The organism is Actinomycetospora chibensis, from assembly GCF_028737215.1.
Classification (GTDB): domain Bacteria; phylum Actinomycetota; class Actinomycetes; order Mycobacteriales; family Pseudonocardiaceae; genus Actinomycetospora; species Actinomycetospora chibensis.
Window position 1 is genome coordinate 268,204 of sequence record NZ_JAQZAM010000003.1, and the last position, 16,454, is coordinate 284,657.

General features: G+C 74.5%; 17 protein-coding genes. 10 read left to right on the forward strand and 7 right to left on the reverse strand.

Annotated elements, in window-relative coordinates:
• Positions 1-21: 21 nt before the first annotated feature.
• On the reverse strand, positions 22-456 hold the full coding sequence (locus PH189_RS05955; RefSeq protein ID WP_274187837.1) for a GlcG/HbpS family heme-binding protein: 435 nt from the start codon (positions 454-456) through the stop codon (positions 22-24).
• A gap of 232 nt (positions 457-688) precedes the next feature.
• Between PH189_RS05955 and PH189_RS05960 the strand changes: the two genes are divergently transcribed.
• The 3 genes from PH189_RS05960 to PH189_RS05970 are packed head-to-tail and all read left to right on the forward strand — an operon-like array spanning position 689 to position 3,719.
• Positions 689-2,395, forward strand: coding sequence for a PP2C family protein-serine/threonine phosphatase (locus PH189_RS05960; protein ID WP_274187838.1), 1,707 nt, complete (start codon positions 689-691; stop codon positions 2,393-2,395).
• The gene (locus tag PH189_RS05965; RefSeq protein ID WP_274187839.1) at positions 2,392-3,411 is read left to right on the forward strand and encodes a cobalamin B12-binding domain-containing protein; all 1,020 of its coding nucleotides are present in this window, start codon (positions 2,392-2,394) and stop codon (positions 3,409-3,411) included. Before PH189_RS05960 ends, PH189_RS05965 begins: the two co-directional genes overlap by 4 nt.
• Positions 3,411-3,719 (forward strand): STAS domain-containing protein, encoded by a 309-nt coding sequence (locus tag PH189_RS05970; RefSeq protein ID WP_274187840.1) that lies wholly within the window; start codon positions 3,411-3,413, stop codon positions 3,717-3,719. The genes PH189_RS05965 and PH189_RS05970 overlap by 1 nt, the downstream gene beginning before the upstream one ends.
• Here the strand turns inward: PH189_RS05970 and PH189_RS05975 are convergent.
• On the reverse strand, positions 3,716-4,429 hold the full coding sequence (locus PH189_RS05975; protein WP_274187841.1) for a DUF998 domain-containing protein: 714 nt from the start codon (positions 4,427-4,429) through the stop codon (positions 3,716-3,718). The genes PH189_RS05970 and PH189_RS05975 overlap by 4 nt on opposite strands.
• 57 nt (positions 4,430-4,486) lie before the next feature.
• Here PH189_RS05975 and PH189_RS05980 point away from each other — a divergent pair, with 57 nt between their 5' ends.
• Entirely contained in the window at positions 4,487-5,104 is a 618-nt protein-coding gene (locus PH189_RS05980) for a TetR/AcrR family transcriptional regulator (RefSeq protein ID WP_274187842.1), read from the forward strand.
• A 43-nt stretch (positions 5,105-5,147) separates the two neighbouring features.
• On the opposite strand, the gene PH189_RS05985 is transcribed toward PH189_RS05980, so the two are convergent.
• The 4 genes from PH189_RS05985 to PH189_RS06000 are packed head-to-tail and all read right to left on the reverse strand — an operon-like array spanning position 5,148 to position 10,098.
• The gene (locus PH189_RS05985; RefSeq protein ID WP_274187843.1) at positions 5,148-6,197 is read right to left on the reverse strand and encodes an alpha/beta hydrolase; all 1,050 of its coding nucleotides are present in this window, start codon (positions 6,195-6,197) and stop codon (positions 5,148-5,150) included.
• Entirely contained in the window at positions 6,197-7,819 is a 1,623-nt protein-coding gene (locus PH189_RS05990; RefSeq protein ID WP_274187844.1) for an acyl-CoA dehydrogenase family protein, read from the reverse strand. The genes PH189_RS05985 and PH189_RS05990 overlap by 1 nt, the downstream gene beginning before the upstream one ends.
• Positions 7,803-8,549, reverse strand: a complete 747-nt coding sequence (locus PH189_RS05995; protein ID WP_274187845.1) for a Crp/Fnr family transcriptional regulator — start codon at positions 8,547-8,549, stop codon at positions 7,803-7,805. Before PH189_RS05995 ends, PH189_RS05990 begins: the two co-directional genes overlap by 17 nt.
• Positions 8,550-8,574: 25 nt before the next feature.
• Entirely contained in the window at positions 8,575-10,098 is a 1,524-nt protein-coding gene (locus PH189_RS06000; protein ID WP_274187846.1) for a class I SAM-dependent methyltransferase, read from the reverse strand.
• Positions 10,099-10,247: 149 nt separating this feature from the next.
• Here PH189_RS06000 and PH189_RS06005 point away from each other — a divergent pair, with 149 nt between their 5' ends.
• Genes PH189_RS06005 through PH189_RS06020 form a run of 4 tightly spaced genes read left to right on the forward strand, consistent with a single transcriptional unit; the run spans position 10,248 to position 14,051 of the window.
• On the forward strand, positions 10,248-11,261 hold the full coding sequence (locus PH189_RS06005) for a cyclase family protein (protein ID WP_274187847.1): 1,014 nt from the start codon (positions 10,248-10,250) through the stop codon (positions 11,259-11,261).
• Positions 11,261-12,925 carry a class I adenylate-forming enzyme family protein gene (locus PH189_RS06010; protein ID WP_274187848.1) on the forward strand — a complete coding sequence of 555 codons (1,665 nt, stop codon included), beginning with the start codon at positions 11,261-11,263 and terminating at the stop codon, positions 12,923-12,925. The genes PH189_RS06005 and PH189_RS06010 overlap by 1 nt, the downstream gene beginning before the upstream one ends.
• A gap of 44 nt (positions 12,926-12,969) precedes the next feature.
• Positions 12,970-13,506: a DUF305 domain-containing protein gene (locus PH189_RS06015; protein ID WP_274187849.1), complete on the forward strand. Its 537-nt coding sequence runs from the start codon at positions 12,970-12,972 to the stop codon at positions 13,504-13,506.
• Entirely contained in the window at positions 13,503-14,051 is a 549-nt protein-coding gene (locus PH189_RS06020; protein ID WP_274187850.1) for an HAD family hydrolase, read from the forward strand. The genes PH189_RS06015 and PH189_RS06020 overlap by 4 nt, the downstream gene beginning before the upstream one ends.
• Before the next feature lie 71 nt (positions 14,052-14,122).
• Here PH189_RS06020 and PH189_RS06025 read toward each other — a convergent pair whose 3' ends face one another.
• On the reverse strand, positions 14,123-15,013 hold the full coding sequence (locus PH189_RS06025; protein ID WP_274187851.1) for an isocitrate lyase/PEP mutase family protein: 891 nt from the start codon (positions 15,011-15,013) through the stop codon (positions 14,123-14,125).
• A gap of 103 nt (positions 15,014-15,116) precedes the next feature.
• Between PH189_RS06025 and PH189_RS06030 the strand changes: the two genes are divergently transcribed.
• Together PH189_RS06030 and PH189_RS06035 are read left to right on the forward strand one after the other, a co-directional pair.
• Positions 15,117-15,794, forward strand: a complete 678-nt coding sequence (locus tag PH189_RS06030) for a GntR family transcriptional regulator (protein WP_274187852.1) — start codon at positions 15,117-15,119, stop codon at positions 15,792-15,794.
• Positions 15,791-16,405 carry an isochorismatase family protein gene (locus tag PH189_RS06035; RefSeq protein ID WP_274187853.1) on the forward strand — a complete coding sequence of 205 codons (615 nt, stop codon included), beginning with the start codon at positions 15,791-15,793 and terminating at the stop codon, positions 16,403-16,405. The genes PH189_RS06030 and PH189_RS06035 overlap by 4 nt, the downstream gene beginning before the upstream one ends.
• Positions 16,406-16,454 lie beyond the last annotated feature (49 nt).

The following is a 16,454-nucleotide window of genomic DNA, read 5'->3' on the forward strand; positions in this document are numbered from 1 at the left end:
AGAAGATCACGCACCTGGGGGCTACTCCGCGCCCGTGCGCGGGACCAGGCCCGCGGCGCGGATGCCCGCGACCACGGCCTCCTCGTCGGCCAGGGACGCGTCGCCGCTGGCCCCGGCCGCGCCGAGCAGCTCGCCCGCCTCGTCGTGGATGAACACCCCGCCGGGCACCGAGAACACCTTGCCGCCGGTCAGCGAGGCGACCGAGGTGAAGAACTCCGCCGAGTCCGCCGCCCGCGCCGCGATGGCCCGGCTGTCCATGCCCAGGCCGAGCACCCCGTAGGCCTTGGCGGTCGCCACGTCGGGGCGCAGGAAGCCCGACCCGTCCTCGCGACCGAGTGCCACCGGCGCGCCCCCGGGGTCGAGCACGACGACGGTGAGCGGCTTGAAGCCCTGCGCCCGGGCGTGGGCGAGCGCGGCGGACACGATGCTCTGGGCCTGCTCGAGGTGGATGCTCATGGCGGGCCGGTACCCACGCCGAGCCCGCGTGTCACACCGGACGCCGCGCGGCGACGTCGCGTCACCGGTCGGTCGCCCTGCGCGATCGGGTGGCGGTCCCCGACGATCTCCGTCTGCCCGCCGCTCGTCCTCTCCTCGCCGACGGTTCGTCGTGCCGTCGCGCGTGAGTCAGGCCGGGGGTGATCGGCGTCCATTAGGGTCTTCGGGACCGTCACGGAGGGAGGCGACGGCGATGGACGGACGTCACGGCGTCCCCACCTGCGTCGCCGACGTGGGCACCACCGCGGACGACACCCCCTCAACGGCCCCGGCCCCCGTTCCGCCGACCGCCGTCGGCCCGGGTCTGATCGACGGGCTCGACGAGGGCGTCGTCGTCTGCGACCGCGCCGGCGTCGTGCGCGCGGCCAACGCCGCCGCCCGTGACCTGCTGCCCGACCTGCGCGTCGGCGAGGTCGTCGACGTCGCCCGCTGCGAGGTCCTCGCCCGCGCCGTTCACGGCGAGGGCCCGGGGACGGGCAGCTTCGAGGCCGTCGTCGAGCACCCCGAGGGCGAGCGCCACGTGCGCGGCCGCCGTGGCCCGGTGCTCGGGCCCACGCCGCCCCCGCCGCCGGAGCCCGGCGAGGGCGACTCCACCTGGTTCCTGCGCGACGTCACCGGCGAGCACGCCCGCACCGACACCCTGCTCGCCGCCCAGGAGCGCGCCGCGTTCCTCGCCGAGGCCGGGCGCGCGCTGCACGGCGTCCTGCACCTCGACCGGACGGCCCGCCGCGTCGTCGCCCTGGCCGTGCCGCGCCTGGCCGCGGGGGCCGTGCTCGTGATGCGCCACGACGACCAGGTCATCTGGGCGGCCACGGAGCTCGGCGGTGGCCGCCCGCGCCTGGGGCACGCCGCCGCGTCCGCGCTGACCCGGGTCCCGCGCGTCGCCGCGGCGCTGGCCGACGAGGGCGGCGGCGTCGACGTCGACCCGTGGCTCGCCGAGGAGCTCGCGACGCTGACCGGCCTCGACGCCCCGGGCTCGGGGGCCCCTCTGCGCGCCTGCCCGGTGCCGGTCACCGGGGTCGTCGACGCGCTCGTGGTCCTCGCCGGCCCGCGTGCGGCCGGCGGCGACGTGACCGACCCCGAGGAGGACCTGCTCTCCTCCTACGTCGCTCGCGCCGGTGCCGCCCTCGCGGCCGCGGCGCTGCACGAGGAGCAGGCCCACCTCGGCGCGGTCCTCCAGGAGAGCCTGGCCGCCCCGCGCCTGCCCGAGACCGACGGCGTCGTGTGGGGCGCCGCCTACCGGCCGGCCCGCGAGACGATGCGGGTCGGCGGCGACTTCTACGAGGTCGTGGGGCCGCGGGGCGAGGAGGGTCGGTCGGCCTTCCTGCTCGGCGACGTGTGCGGCAAGGGGATCGAGGCTGCGGTGCTCTCCGGCCGGGTACGCCAGTCGTGGCACGCGCTGCGCCTGCTCGAGGACCGCCCGGCCCGCCTGCTGCCGCTGCTCAACACCGCGCTGCTCGACGCCGTCGCCACCCGCGACGAGGGGCCGCGCTTCGCGACGATGGTGCTCGGCGACGCCCGGCCGCAGGATGACGGCTCGGTCGCGCTGCGGCTCGCCACGGGCGGGCACCCGCCGCCGCTGGTGCTGCGCGCCGACGGGGGTGTCGAGACGGTGCCGGTGGCCGGGATGCTCGTGGGTGGCCTGCGCGAGGCCCGGTTCGGCGAGGCCGAGGTGCTGCTCGGCCCCGGCGACACCTGCCTGCTCTACAGCGACGGCGTGGTCGAGGCACGCGGCCCCGGCGACTTCTTCGGCGAGGAGCGCCTGGCCGCGGCCCTGCCCGCCTGCGCCGGCGCGCCGGCCGCGGTGGTGTGCGAGTACCTCGAGCAGACCGTCGTGGAGTGGCTCGACGGCCACGACCACGACGACGTCGCCCTCCTGGCGATCCAGGCGCCCGCGTGACCACCGCCGACGACCTGCGCATCGCCTACCTCGAGCGCGTCGCCGTCTCCGACGAGGCCGGCGCGGTCGCGGTGGCCGTCGGTGCGCTCGACGCCGGCGTCGATCCCGAGGTCGTGCTGCTCGACGTCGTCGCCGCGGCGCAGCGCGAGGTCGGCGAGCGCTGGGCCGCGGGGGAGTGGACGGTCGTCCAGGAGCACGTGGCGACCCATATCAGCGAACGCGTGGTCGCCGCCGTCGCGCGGCACGCCCCGGCCCCGCCCGCCGGGGCGGACACCGTCGCCGTCGCCTGCCTCGACGGCGAGTGGCACGGCCTGCCGGCGCGGCTGCTCGCCGAGGTGCTCACCCGCCACGGCTGGCGGGTGGAGTTCCTCGGCGCCTCGGTGCCCGCCGCGCAGCTCGCCACCCACGTCCACCGCGCGGGCCCGGACGTCGTGGCCATCTCCAGCTCGCTGGCCTCACGGCTGCCCGCGGCGCGCCGGATGGTCGAGGCGTGCCGGGCCACCGGCACGCCCGTGCTCGCCGGCGGGCCGGCGTTCGGCGAGGACGGCCGCTGGGCCCGCGCCGTCGGCGCCGACGGGTGGGCGCCCGACGCCCGCGCCGCCGCCGCGATGCTCGCGGCCGACCCGGAGGGGCCCTGGTTCGGCGAGGAGTCGACCGAGGGGACCCCCGTCGACCGCACCGCCCGCGAGGAGCAGGCCGTGCTGCACGCCCGTCGCGCCGAGCTCGTCCGGCTCGCCGCCGCGGCGGTCCGTCCCGATGCCGACGCTGTGCCCGACGAGCTCGCCGACGACCTCGGGCACCTCGTCGACTTCCTGGCCGCCGCCGTGTTCGTCGACGACCCGGCCCTGTTCGACGGGTTCGTGCGCTGGGTCGGGTCGGTGGCGATCCCGACGGGCCTGCGGCTCGGCGAGGTCGGCCCGGTGCTCGACGCGCTCGCCGCCGCGCTGGCCGACTCGCCCCGCACCGCGGCGCTGCTGCGTGGTGCCCACGGCGGACTGCCGACGCCGGTGGCGTGATGGCCGACCTGACCATCCGCACCGAGCGGACCGACAGTGACGCCATCGTGTCCGTCGGCGGCGACCTCGACTACGACTCCCACGGCCGCCTCGAGCAGGCGCTCGACGCCGCGCTCGACGGGGGACCGCCGTCCGGGCTGGTCGTCGACCTCGCCGACGTCACCTACTGCGACTCCTGCGGACTGCGGGTGCTGCTCGGCGCCCAGGCCCGCGCCCGCGACGTCGGCGCCACCTTCGTCCTGCAGGGCGCGCAGGGCCAGCCCGCCCGCGCGCTGAAGCTCACGGGCCTGGACCAGGTCTTCGGCTAGGGCGCCGGGGTCAGCAGCGGCGTGCGCCGGTAGAGGTCGACCGAGGTCACGGCGAGCCAGACCCACACGAGGACGACGCCGGCCCAGAACCCGAGCACGACGACGGGCGACGACGAACCGCTCGCGATGCCGGCGAAGGCGACGAGGAACAGGACGCCGGTGGCGCGGGAGAACCACGCCATCCCCGGCCGGCCCTGCCCGCCGAAGTGGCGTCCGAGGAGCAGCGTGCCGGCGACGAGGCAGAGGAAGCCGAGGCCGCCGACGACGAGATGGCCGATCCCGCCGACGGTGACCACGGCCGGCGGCCCGTCGGGGGTGCCGGGCGGGAAGCCGTTCATCGGGTCGGCGACGAACACGCCGGCGCCGACGAGCCCCAGCCCGTAGCCGGCGACGAGGCGTGGGCCCCACACCGTGCCGGGACCGCCGCCCAGGGTGCGGAGCGCCCGGCCCATCCCGACCGCCGCACCGATCGTCATCAGACCGGTGACGACGAGGTCGACGATCTGGATCCAGCCCCACGGTCCGTTCGCCAGCAGGCTGAGGTCGTGGCGGGCGAGGTCGTAGCCGTCGCGGGTGAGGGCCTGGGCGAGGCCCACGACCAGGTAGAACGGTCCGGCCAGCACCCCGTAGCCGAGCAGCGAGCGAGTCACCGCGGCGTGACGATCCGCGTCACCGCGCCCGACCAGTGGGCTTCCCGAGGGTCCGGTCATGCCGGCGCACGATAGTGGTCCTGGTACCGTACCGTCCAGTTTCGTCGGGAGGGTGACATGACTGCGGGGAAGCGAGAGGTGATCGTCCGCGCCGCGACGGAGCTCTTCCTCCGTCAGGGCTACCAGGCAACGAGCACCGAGCAGATCGCCGCGGCGGCCGCGGTGTCGAAGCAGACCGTCTACAGCCGGTTCGGGGACAAGGAGAGCCTGTTCCGCGAGATCGTGCTCGGCGTCGCCGCCACCGCGGAGGCCTTCGCCGCCGACCTCACGTCGTCCCTCGCCGACGTCTCCGAGAAGCAGGAGGTGGCGCCGGTGCTGCGTGCCTTGGCGCGGCGCTACCTCGCCGCGGTGATGGACCCGCAGGTCCTGGCCCTGCGCCGGCTGGTGATCGGCGAGGCCGCCCGCTTCCCCGAGGTCGCGGCCGCGTACTACGACCGCTCGCCGGCGAGGGTCCTGGCGGCCCTCGCCGACGGGTTCGGCCGGCTCGCCGACGTCGGGCTGATCACCGTCGACGACCCCCGGCGGGCCGCCGACGACTTCGCCTTCCTGGTGCTCGGGCGCCCGCTGGACCACGGCATGTTCCACGTCCCGGCGACCGCCCCGTCGGACGCCGAGATCGGCGCCACCGCCGACCACGCCGTCGAGGTCTTCCTCGGGTGCGCTTCGCGCATGTGAGCACTTCGGAGTGCTCCAGCACCCCGAAGTGCTCACATGCGCGTCAGCGCACCGAGTCCAGGAAGCTGAAGAACGTCGCCGACCACCGCTGCGCGTCGTCGACGTGCGGGCCGTGGCCCGATTCCTCGAAGATCTCGATCTCGGCGCGGCCGCCGGCGGCGCGGTAGGCCTCGAGGACATCGCGGATCTGGGTGACCATCGGCTGCGGCGGGAAGACGTCGGCGCCGGGCCAGCCGGGCACGACGCCGCCCGCTCCGAGGGTGCCGAGCTCCAGCGCCGAGTGGTCGGCGACGACGATGTCGGCGCCGCCGTGGGTCCAGAGCACCGGCGGCTTCTCGGCGAGCGTGGGCAGCCACGACCAGTCGCAGTACTTCGGCGACAGGGCGTTGAGCAGGCCCCGGGTCCCCGGCGCGGCGCCCGGCCAGTTCTCCGAGGGCACGGCGTCGCCCGGGTAGCCGTCGTCGGAGATGGTGGTCAGCAGGATCTCGTCGAGGAGCACGTCCTCGCGTGCGGGCGGCTCGCGGTGCCCGGCGCGCCAGTACGTCGCGTTCATGACGTTGCGCGGCGAGAGGGGGCTGTCCTCGGAGCGGTCGGCGTCGCGCAGGCGCTGCACGAACTCCGGGTTGGCCACGCCCGCGCCGGAGCCCGCGACGTCGGGCCAGCAGGGACGGCCGTCGCGGAACACGCCCCCGAACCCGAACGGCGAGACGGGGTCGAGGAACGTCAGCGACGCGACCCGCCGGGCCCGGGCGACCAGGGCGATCGCGGCGCCCGCGGTGGACCACCCGACGAGGTGCACGGGGCGGTCGATGCCGAGCGCGTCGAGGAAGCCCTCGAGGTCGTCGGCCCAGTCGCCGAGCCCGCGGGTGGCGTCGATCGGCGCGGGCTCGCTGCGCCCGAAGCACCGCATGTCCGGGGCCAGCAGCCGGTAGCGCTCGGGCGCGCCGGGCATGAGGTGCTCGAAGAACCGACCGGTCGAGAGGTTGCCGTGCACGAGCACCACGGGCTCGCCGTCGGAGGGGCCCGACTCGAGGTAGTGGGTGCGGATGCGTCCGTCGACCTCGGCGGCGCGCACGCCGGGCATGAGATCCATCAGGCGCTCCTGGAGGTGTCGGGCAGCCGGGCGAGCAGGGCGTCGACGTCGACACCGCGGGGGAGCGTGCCGAACGCCTGGCCGTGGTCGCCGGCGACGCGGGAGGACACGTAGGCGTCGGCGACGGCCGTCGGCGCGTGGCGCACGAGCAGCGCACCCGAGAGCAGCACCGCCATCCGCTCGGTGAGGCGCCGGGCGTCGCGCTCGTCGGCGTGGGCGAGGTCGGCCTCGACCTCCTTGCGGCCGGCGTCGATCCGGTCGTCGACGCCGGACACCTCGGCGCGCCACGCCTCCAGCGAGGCCGGCTCGCGGGCGAGGATACGCAGCAGGTCGAGGGCGTTCACGTTCCCCGAGCCCTCCCAGATCGAGTTCAGCGGCGACTCGCGGAACAGCCGCGGCATCCCCGAGTCCTCGACGTAGCCGTTGCCGCCGAGGCACTCGAGGGCCTCGCCGACCACGGCGGTCTGGCGCTTGCAGATCCAGTACTTCCCGAGCGTCACGCCGATCCGCCGGAACGCGGCCTCGTGCTCGTCGCGCGGTGCCCGGTCCTGCGCCCCGGCCAGCCGCAGCGCCAGCGACACCGCGGCCTCGGACTCGAGGGTCAGGTCGGCGAGCACCTCGCGCATCAGCGGTTGCTCGAGCAGGGTCCGTCCGAACGCCGACCGGTACCGGGCGTGGTGCGCCGCGCGCGACACCGCCGCCCTCATGCCGGCGGCGGAGCCGAGCGCGTTGTCCAGCCGCGTGCAGGCGACCATCTCGATGATCGTGCGCACGCCCCGGCCCTCGTCGCCGACCCGCCAGGCGACGGTGTCCTCGAACTCGGGCTCGCTCGACGCGTTCGACCGGTTGCCGAGCTTGTCCTTCAGGCGCTGGATGCGGAACGTGTTGCGCGTGCCGTCGGGCAGCACGCGGGGCACGAGGAAGCAGGTCAGCCCGTGGGGCGCCTGCGCCAGCACCAGGAAGAGATCGCACATCGGGGCGCTGGTGAACCACTTGTGCCCGGTGAGGAGGTAGGTCCCGTCGGCGGAGGGCGCGGCGCTCGTCGTGTTCGCCCGGACGTCCGAGCCGCCCTGCTTCTCGGTCATGCCCATGCCGGCGAGCAGGCCCCGCTTGGTGGACGGCACCCGCAGGCCGGGGTCGTGGGTCCGGCTCGTCAGCCCCGGTCCGTAGGTCGCGAGCAGCTCGGGAGCAGCGCGCAGGGCGGGCAGCACGGCGTAGGTCATCGAGATCGGGCAGCCGTGACCGGCCTCGAGCTGCGACCAGGTCAGGAAGCCCGCCGCCCGCGCGACGTGGGCCCCCGGGCGCTCGTCGGCCCAGGGCGCGCCGGCGAAGCCGTGCTCGACGGCGACGCGCGTCAGCTCCTCGTACGCCGGGTCGTAGTCGACCTCGTCGACGCGGTGCCCGACGCGGTCGTGGGTGCGCAGCCGGGGCTCGTTCCGGTGCGCGGCGTCGGCCCACTCCGCCGCGAGGGCCGAGCCCGCGAGCCGGCCGACGACGTGCAGGTCCTCGCGGGCCCACCCGGCGCCCTCGCGCTCGAGGCCCTCGAGCAGCGGCGGGTCGGCCGCGACGTCGTGGCCGACGAGATCGGGCACCTGGTTCGAGATCTCATGCGTCGCGGGCACGGGATGATCCGACCACGCCGCGCGCCCGGGAGCCAGGCCCGGGCGCGGGCTCGCCGCGGGCCAGCGCGACGAGCGCGGGGCGGTCACGCAGGTGGTAGACGCCGCGCCCCACCGGCTCGACGATGTCGCGCGCCGCGATCGCCGCCAGCGCCTGGTTCACCGACTGTCGCGCGGCCCCGAGCCGGCTGGCCAGCTCCGCCTGCCGCAGCGGGATGACGACGAGGTCGGAGCCGGCCTGCTGCGAGGCGAGCAGGAACTTGGCCACCCGGCGGGTCACGGGCAACGAGCCGAGGTCGGCCATCTGCTCGGTGAAGGCCTGCAGACGCTCGGCGATGTGGCGGGCGATCGCGATCCCCAGCTCGCGGTCGGCCTCGAGGAGCCCGGGCAGCACGGACGCCGGGACGCGCAGCACCCGCGTGCCGTCGACCAGGGCGCGCATCGTCGCGTAGTACGGGATGTCCGCGACGACGTTCTCCAGGCACAGGCTCTCGCACCGGCGGTCGCTGACGAAGTAGAGCATCGACTCGGGATCCGTCGGCTGACCCCGCCACGCCCCGACCCGCCCGTGCAGGAGCACGAAGAACGCGTCCGGGGCGTGGCCGGACGTGTAGAGCACCGCCTCCCGGCTCAGCGTCTCCACCGTGCAGAGGCGGGCGACCGCGGCGAGGTGACCGGGTTCCAGGCGACGGAACCACTCGATCTGTCCGATCTCCTCGACCGTCGGCCGCATCGTCGAACCTTAGCGTTCCTGACGATCAGCGCACCCGATCGGAACTCCGGCGCCGACGCAGACGGCCCATGGCACCCCGCCACAGGCCATGGACGACCGACCCGATCGCCGGTGCCTCGCCCGGCGGACGGGCGTAGCGCGGCGGCATGCCGAGCACCACCCACCGGCGCAGCAGGCGCGGGGTCTCCGGGACGGGGCGCCCGGCCGCGACCTCCTCGAAGGCGTCGGGATCGAGGCGCTCGCCCGCCGAGGTGTAGGTGCGCATGACCGCGTTCTCGAAGGCGTACCAGGCCGAGGGGTAGTCGAAGACGAGGTGCACGGCCCCGTCGTCGCCCTCCTCGCGGTCGACGCGGAAGATCGGGTTGACCCGCAGCGACCCGGCGCCGTGCGGCGTGCCGGCGATCTCGTCGGTGTCGGCGAAGACCCGGTCGTCGCGCGAGCTGACGAGGTAGAGCCACTTCTGCTCGGCGAGCCCGGCGGTGTCGCACTCCGCGGTCAGGTCCAGCCCCCGGCCGGCGCGGTAGGCCCTGATCAGCTCGTCCTCGGAGGTGAGGCGCACCGGGGCGTCGCCGACGAGGTCGGCGTAGCCCTCGGGGGAGCGCTCGAAGGTGCTGTCGTACGGCTCGAGGAGCCGGTTGCCGAGCCGGTCGAGGATGATCGTGTCGTCGGCCGCGACCCGGCGCATCTCGTCCGCGGCGCCCTGCTGGGCGTCGAAGAGATGGAAGGCGTCGGAGCACAGGGACGCCGCGAACGCGTCGTCGGCGAAGGGCAGGGCGTCGACGCGGTCGGCGCACACGAACCGCTGGTCGGGGGCGATGTAACGGCGGCCCACCCAGAGCTGGAAGAAGTTGCGGTCGACCCCGACCGTCTCGACGGCCTCGTCGCGGGCGCCCAGGTGGTACATGAGGTGCCCGAAGCCGCAGGCCAGATCGAGCACGGGGCCGCGGCCGACCGGCAGGTGGCGGGCCATCGCGATCGAGGCGACGTAGCGCGGCTGGCCGAAGCGGGCGAAGAAGTACGGGAAGATGTCGCCGGCGATCTGCTCGGACGAGCGCGCGTAGCACAGCTCCATCCAGTCCTGGGCGGTGAGCGCCCCGACGTCGGCCAGCATCTCCGCGACCTCGCCGCGGCGGGCCTCGCGGGCCAGGCGCGGCCACGGCCCGCGCGTGAACGGCACGCGCAGACCCCGGTGCCGCGCGAGGCCGAACGGCACGGCCGGCGGGAACGTCAGCATCTCGACCAGCGCGTCGAGCCCGCGGTCGGCCTCCAGCATCGCCACGAGCGTGTCGTGGTCGGGGCCCTCGATCTCGGTGCGTCCGGTGACGTGGTCCTGCACGTCGACGTGACCGCGCCGCAGGATCGGGATCGAGTCGAGCACGGGATCGACGTGGCAGTCGCAGCGCAGGACCCCGAACCACCCGCCGGGCAGGGGCTGGGTGGGGGTGGGGGTGAACGTCGGCGTGGCCCGGCAGTCCGGGCAGCGCAGCGGGCAGACGCCGCGTCCGGCGGCGGTGGCGGTCTCCTCCGGCAGCAGCAGCGAGTTCGTCATCGGTCCCCCAGGTGGTGCGTCACAGCAACCTCGTCGAAGCGCCGGGGACCGTACGAGCCGATCACGGACGGGGGACCCGCCCGGCCCCCTCGTCGATCTCGACGGCCGATGTGCCGGCCCCTTGTCCCGGCCTCGCCCGAGGGGGCACGGTGGTCCGGATCACCTGCGTGGTGACCACGTTCTCGAAGAGGAGAAGACATATGGCCGACGTCCCGTCGATGCGGGAACTGCTGGGCGACAACCCCCCTCAGAACTGGGGGAAATGGGGTTCGGACGACGAGGTCGGCTCGCTGAACTACCTCGACCCCGCCCAGGTGCTCCGGGGCGTGGCGAGCGTGCGCGACGGTCAGGTCTTCACGCTCCAGTGCCCCATGGGCCACCCGCACGGCGACCCCGTCTTCCCGGGCCGCGAGGGCATCAAGCGCGAGATGGTGTGGGACCAGGAGCTCTTCGAGTCGGGCAACGGCCCGAGCTTCCCGGGCGGCATCCGCGCGACCGACGACAAGGCGGAGATCTTCCTCCAGGGGTCGTCGCAGTACGACGCGCTCGGCCACGCCTGGTACGACGACACGCTCTGGAACGGGCGCTCGGCCGACACCACCAACGGCGGCGGCATGAGCTGGGCGTCGATCCTCCCGATCGCGGAGCGGGGCGTCGCCGGACGCGGCGTGCTGATCGACATGGCGCGCCACCGCGGCAAGGACTGGCTGGACAAGGGCGAGACGTTCACCCATACCGACCTCGAGGACGCCGCCGCGAAGCAGGGCACGACGATCGAGGACCGCGACATCCTGCTCGTGCGCACCGGCTTCCTGAAGTACTTCTACGCGACGCCCGCCGAGGAGTTCTACGAGGGCTTCATCGAGCCGGGGCTGACCTACTCGCGCGAGCTCGTGGAGTGGTTCCAGAACAAGGAGATCCCGAACCTCGTCACCGACACCATCGCCAACGAGGTGACGGCGAACCCCGAGACCGGGGTGCTGCTGCCGCTGCACGCGTCGCTGCTGCGCAACCTCGGCGTCAGCCTCGCCGAGATCATCTGGCTGGACGACCTCGCCGACGCCTGCGCCGCCGACGGACGCTGGGACTTCCTCTACACCGCGGCCCCGCTGAAGATCCACGAGGCGACGGGCTCCCCGGTCAATCCGGTGGTGATCCGCTGATGGGGATCTACGATGAACGACCCTGGCTGCCGCGCTACCGGGACGACTACCCGCACGACGTGGAGCCGGAGTACCCGAACGCGCTGGCGATGTTCTCGGCGGCGCTCGAGCGCTCGCCGGACACCGAGATCGTCCGGTACTTCGACGGCACGCTGACCCTGCGCGAGCTCGACCGGCTCTCCGACCAGTTCGCGGTCGCGCTCGCCGACCGCGGCTTCGAGAAGGGCCACCGTCTCGCGACCTACCTGCAGAACATCCCGCAGGTGCTGATCGCCGTGATCGGGACGTGGAAGGCCGGCGGCATCGTCGTCTCCATCAACCCGATGAGCCGGACCCGCGAGCTGACGACGCTGCTCGGCGACTGCGAGGCCACCGCGCTGCTCGCCGAGGAGGACCTCTTCGGCCAGGTCGCCGCCGAGGTCGTCCCGACGATCCCGTCGCTGCGCATCGCGTGGACGACCTCGCCGCTGGAGTACCAGACGCGCCACGACCCCCGGCTGTTCGCGTCGGTCGAACGCGTGCGCCACGAGGGCACCGAGGACCTCACCGAGGTGCTCGCCGCCGTCGGGGACCGCAGGCCCGAGCCGGTGGAGCTCGGCCTCGACGACGTCGCGTTCCTGGGCTACACGTCGGGGACGACCGGCCCTCCGAAGGGCGCGATGAACACCCACCGCAACGTGGTGTTCAACGCGCGTACCTACCGGGACTGGATCCAGCTCGGCCCGGAGGACTCCGTGCTCGGCGTCGCCCCGCTGTTCCACATCACGGGCGTCATCGGCCACCTCGCGATCGCCCTGCTCGTCCCGATCCCGCTCGTGCTCGCCTACCGTTTCGAGCCGCAGGTGGTGCTCGACGCGATCCGTGAGCACAAGCCGACCTTCTCGATCGGCTCGATCACGGTGTTCATCGCGCTGATGAACGCCCCTGGCGCCCAGCGCGACGACCTCGCGTCGATGACCCGGCTGTACTCCGGCGGCGCGCCGATCCCACCGTCGACGATCAAGGCGTTCTCCGACCAGTTCGGGCTCTACATCCACAACTTCTACGGGCTCACCGAGACGAGCTCGCCCTCGCACGGCGTGCCGCGCGAGGCCGACGCACCCGTCGACACCGCGTCGGGCGCGCTCTCGGTCGGCGTGCCGGTGTTCTCGACCGTCGTGCGCATCGTGCGCGACGACGGCACCGACGCCGACGTCGGCGAGGTGGGCGAGATCGTCACCCGCGGCCCGCAGGTGGTGCCGGGCTACTGGAACAAGCCCGAGGAGACGCAGAACGCCCTGCGCGCTCCCGACGGCTCGGTCGAGCTCAAGACCGGCGACGTGGGCTACATGGACGACCAGGGCTGGTTCTACGTCGTCGACCGCAAGAAGGACCAGATCAACGCGGGCGGCTACAAGGTCTGGCCCCGCGAGGTCGAGGACGTGCTCTACGAGCACCCGGCGGTCCGCGAGGCGGCGGTCGTCGGCGTGCCCGACGAGTACCGCGGCGAGACCGTGAAGGCGTTCGTCTCGGTGCGCCCGGGGCAGGAGGTCGACCCGGACGAGCTCATCGCGTTCTGCAAGGAGCGGATGTCGGCCTACAAGTACCCGCGCCAGGTCGAGCTCATGGACGAGATCCCCAAGACCGTCACCGGCAAGCTGCTGAGGCGCGCCCTGCGGTCCTGACCCCGCACGGCGGCGTCACACGGAGTCCGCGACGATCGCTCGCGATGCTCCGTGTGCTCGCCGCCGTGCTGCTCGCCCTCGTCCTGGCGGGGTGTGCCGACGCGCCGGTGGCCACGCCCGCGCCGAATCCCGACGCGGCGTTCCTGTCGGGGATGATCCCGCACCACGAGCAGGCCCTCGAGCTCACGGCGATGGTCGGGGGACGGGACGGCTCGCCGGGGCTCGACGCGATCGCGCTGCGCATCGATCGCGAGCAGGTCGAGGAGATCGGCCAGATGCAGGGGCTGATGCGCGCCCGGGGGCTCGCGCCGGTGGCGGCCGGGATGATGCCCGGAATGATGCACGGGATGGCCGACCCGGCGACGCTCGCGACGTTGCGGTCGTCGCGGGGCCCGGCCTTCGAGCGCCTCTGGCTCGACACCATGATCAGCCACCACGACGGCGCCCTGATGATGGCCCGCGACTACCTCGCCACCGGCACCGACGACACGCTGCGCCGGTACGCCCGGACGCTCGTCGTCGCCCAGTCCGGCGAGATCGAGGCAATGCGCGCGATGAGGACTAGCATCGCCGGGCCATGAGCCCTCCGCCGTCGCGGCCTGCGGTGCCGATGCTCTTCGTCGAGGTCGAGGGCGTGCTGCGCAAGACGCCCGAGGACCTCGGACGGCCGTGGCGGGGGCCCTTCGACATCGAGGTCTTCCCGGACGCCGTCGAGCGCCTGCGGCTGTGGAAGGGCGCGGGCGGCCGGATCGTCGGGTTCAGCCACCAGGGTGGGGTCGCGCTCGGCGAGACCGACGAGCAGACCGCGGTGCGCACTCTCTGGACGGTGCGCGAACGCGTCGCCAACCTCCTCGACCACGTCGTGCTCTGCACCCACCACCCCGACGCGACCATGCCGGACCAGGCGCGCTGCTGGTGCCGCCCGCCGAAGCCCGGGATGCTCATCGCGGGCCAGCACGAGGTCGCGCTGCGCCAGCAGGAGCACTACCCGATCTGGATGGCGCTGCTGGTGGCGCGCTCGCCCGCGGCCCTGCAGGCCGCCGCGGACCTCGATCTCGACCACGTCGAGGGCGACGTCTGGCGTCGCGACGGGGGCGTGACGACCCGCGGAGCGGCGCCCGACTGACCGGGCGAGGGTCACCCCGGGTGCGCAGGACGCAGCCGGGGCGTCCCTCGCTCCCCACCGTCGCCGCGCGCTCAGCTCGAGAAGCGCGTCTCCATCTCCCGGATCTCGGCGAGGCCCTCGCGGTCGGCGAAGCCGTCGAGGCCGCCGATCTCGTCGAGCACGCCCGCGGGGGTGCCGTCGGCGCGCAGCCGCGCGAGCACCGAGCGCATCGCCGTGTCCGCCGCCAGCAGCGTCGAGACGGGGAACAGGACGAGCGCGAAGCCCATCTCGGTCAGCCGCTCCAACGACAGCGGCGGGGTGCGCCCGCCCTCGGCCCAGTTGAAGACGAGCTGGTGGCCGGCGAGCGCCGTAGCGACCTTCTCGATGTCCTGCTCCGACGTCGGGGCCTCGACGAAGAGCACGTCGGCGCCGGCGTCGGCGAAGCGACGGGCGCGGTCGATCGCGGCGTCGAGGCCCTCGACGGCGGCGACGTCGGTGCGCGCGATGATCACGAGGTCCGGGTCGGTGCGCGCCGCGACGGCCGCCCGGATCTTCGCCTCCATGTCCTCGCTGGGCACGACGACCTTGCCCGCCAGGTGCCCGCAGCGCTTGGGCATCACCTGGTCCTCGAGGTGCAGGCCCGCGACGCCCGCCTGCTCGTACTCGCGGACGGTGCGGACGACGTTGATCGGGTTGCCGTAGCCGGTGTCGGCGTCGGCCACCAGCGGCACGTCGACGGCCCCGGCGAGACGGCGGGCGTTGTCGACCATCTCGGCCTGGCCGAGCAGCCCGACGTCGGGCCGGCCGAGCAACGAGGCGGTGGTGCCGAAGCCCGTCATGTAGACGACGTCGAAGCCGGCCTGCTCGACCAGGCGCGCCGAGTGGGCGTCGAAGGCGCCGGGGGCGAGGACGGGGCGACCGGAACCGAGCAGCTCCCGCAGGAGGGCGCGGCGGTTCCCGGGGTGGCTGAGCAGATCTCCCACGGCACGGCTCCTTGTGCACAACGACGGGACGGGGCGTGGCGATCGTGCCTTGTCGCGGACGGCTGCGCACCCTACGTTGCGTACAACTTCGAGGGGGAGGGTCATGGCGAGGGTGGTGGAACGAGGGGCGGGACGCGCGTCCGAGCGCGCGCTCGCCGACCTGCGCGAGGCGATCCTGACCGGCGACCTCGCGGCCGGCGCCCACCTCGGCGAGGTCGAGCTCGCCGAGCGTCTGGGTCTCTCGCGCACCCCCGTCCGGGAGGCGCTGACCCGGCTCGCCGCCGAGGGGCTCGTCGAGACGACGGCGCACCGCGGGGCCCGGGTGACGTCGTTCTCCCACGACGACCTCGACGCCATCTTCGACGTCCGTCGCGCCCTCGAGCCGCGCGCCACCGCTCGGGCCGCGGACCACGCCACCCCCGAGGACCTCGACGATCTCGCCGCGCTGGCCGAGCGCATGCTCGGGATCGGCGCCCCGGGCCCGGACCAGGACCTCGACGCGCTCGTCGGGCTGAACCGGGCGTTCCACGCGCGGCTGCTCGACCTCGCGCAGGCGCCCGCGCTGGCCGCCGCGCTCGCCGGCGTCGTCCACACGCCGGTGGTGACGCGGACCTTCCACACCTACGACCCCGCCTCGCTCGCGCGGAGCCTCGCGCACCACGCCGAGATCGTCGCGGCCCTGCGCGCCCGCGACGGCGACTGGGCGGCCGCGGTGATGGCGAGCCACATCGGCAACGCCCGCGCGGTGATGGTGGTGGGGTGGGGAGGGAACAAGCGGTGAGCAACCCGCACGGATCGAGCTTCGCCGGCCGCGTCGGCTGGGGCGCCCGGCCCGCGGTGGTCGTCGTGGACCTCGTCCGCGCCTACACCGAGCCCGACGGCCCGTTCTGGCTCGACGCGCCCTCGGTCGTCGACGGCTGCGCGGAGCTGGTCGGCGCCGCCCGGGCCGGCGGCCACCCGGTGCTGTGGACGATCGTGCGGTTCGCCGCCGACATGGGCGACGCGGGCTTCTTCGCCGCGAAGGTGCCCGCACTCGCGTGCTTCGCCGACGGCGCGCCCGGCGGGTGGGGCGAGCTCGCCCTCGCGCCCGGGCCGGGGGAGACGGTCGTCGCCAAGCAGCACGCCTCGTCGTTCGCGGGCACGTCGCTGGCCGCCAGCCTGCGGGCCCGTGGTGTCGACACCGTCGTCGTGGCCGGGGTGTCGACGTCGGGCTGCGTGCGCGCCACGGCCACCGACGCGTCGGCCGCGGGCTTCCGTCCGATCGTCGTCGCCGGCGCCTGCGCCGACCGGAGCGCGGCGCTCCACGAGCAGAACCTCGCCGATCTCGACGCGAAGTACGCCGACGTCGTCGACCTGGCCGACGCCCGGACCCACCTGGGTGGCGCGACCTGATCACGTTGTGCCCGGGCGTCCCGGGGTGTCCCCGCGGGTGCGGTTCGTC

Coding starts and splice junctions, on each gene's coding strand:
- PH189_RS06015 (WP_274187849.1), top strand. CDS start 12,970: ATGCTCCGTGTGCTCGCCGCCGTGCTGCTCGCCCTCGTCCTGGCGGGG.
- PH189_RS05970 (WP_274187840.1), top strand. CDS start 3,411: ATGGCCGACCTGACCATCCGCACCGAGCGGACCGACAGTGACGCCATC.
- PH189_RS06030 (WP_274187852.1), top strand. CDS start 15,117: ATGGCGAGGGTGGTGGAACGAGGGGCGGGACGCGCGTCCGAGCGCGCG.
- PH189_RS05955 (WP_274187837.1), bottom strand. CDS start 456: ATGAGCATCCACCTCGAGCAGGCCCAGAGCATCGTGTCCGCCGCGCTC.
- PH189_RS06000 (WP_274187846.1), bottom strand. CDS start 10,098: ATGACGAACTCGCTGCTGCTGCCGGAGGAGACCGCCACCGCCGCCGGA.
- PH189_RS05975 (WP_274187841.1), bottom strand. CDS start 4,429: ATGACCGGACCCTCGGGAAGCCCACTGGTCGGGCGCGGTGACGCGGAT.
- PH189_RS05995 (WP_274187845.1), bottom strand. CDS start 8,549: ATGCGGCCGACGGTCGAGGAGATCGGACAGATCGAGTGGTTCCGTCGC.
- PH189_RS06010 (WP_274187848.1), top strand. CDS start 11,261: ATGGGGATCTACGATGAACGACCCTGGCTGCCGCGCTACCGGGACGAC.
- PH189_RS06020 (WP_274187850.1), top strand. CDS start 13,503: ATGAGCCCTCCGCCGTCGCGGCCTGCGGTGCCGATGCTCTTCGTCGAG.
- PH189_RS05960 (WP_274187838.1), top strand. CDS start 689: ATGGACGGACGTCACGGCGTCCCCACCTGCGTCGCCGACGTGGGCACC.
- PH189_RS05985 (WP_274187843.1), bottom strand. CDS start 6,197: ATGGATCTCATGCCCGGCGTGCGCGCCGCCGAGGTCGACGGACGCATC.
- PH189_RS05980 (WP_274187842.1), top strand. CDS start 4,487: ATGACTGCGGGGAAGCGAGAGGTGATCGTCCGCGCCGCGACGGAGCTC.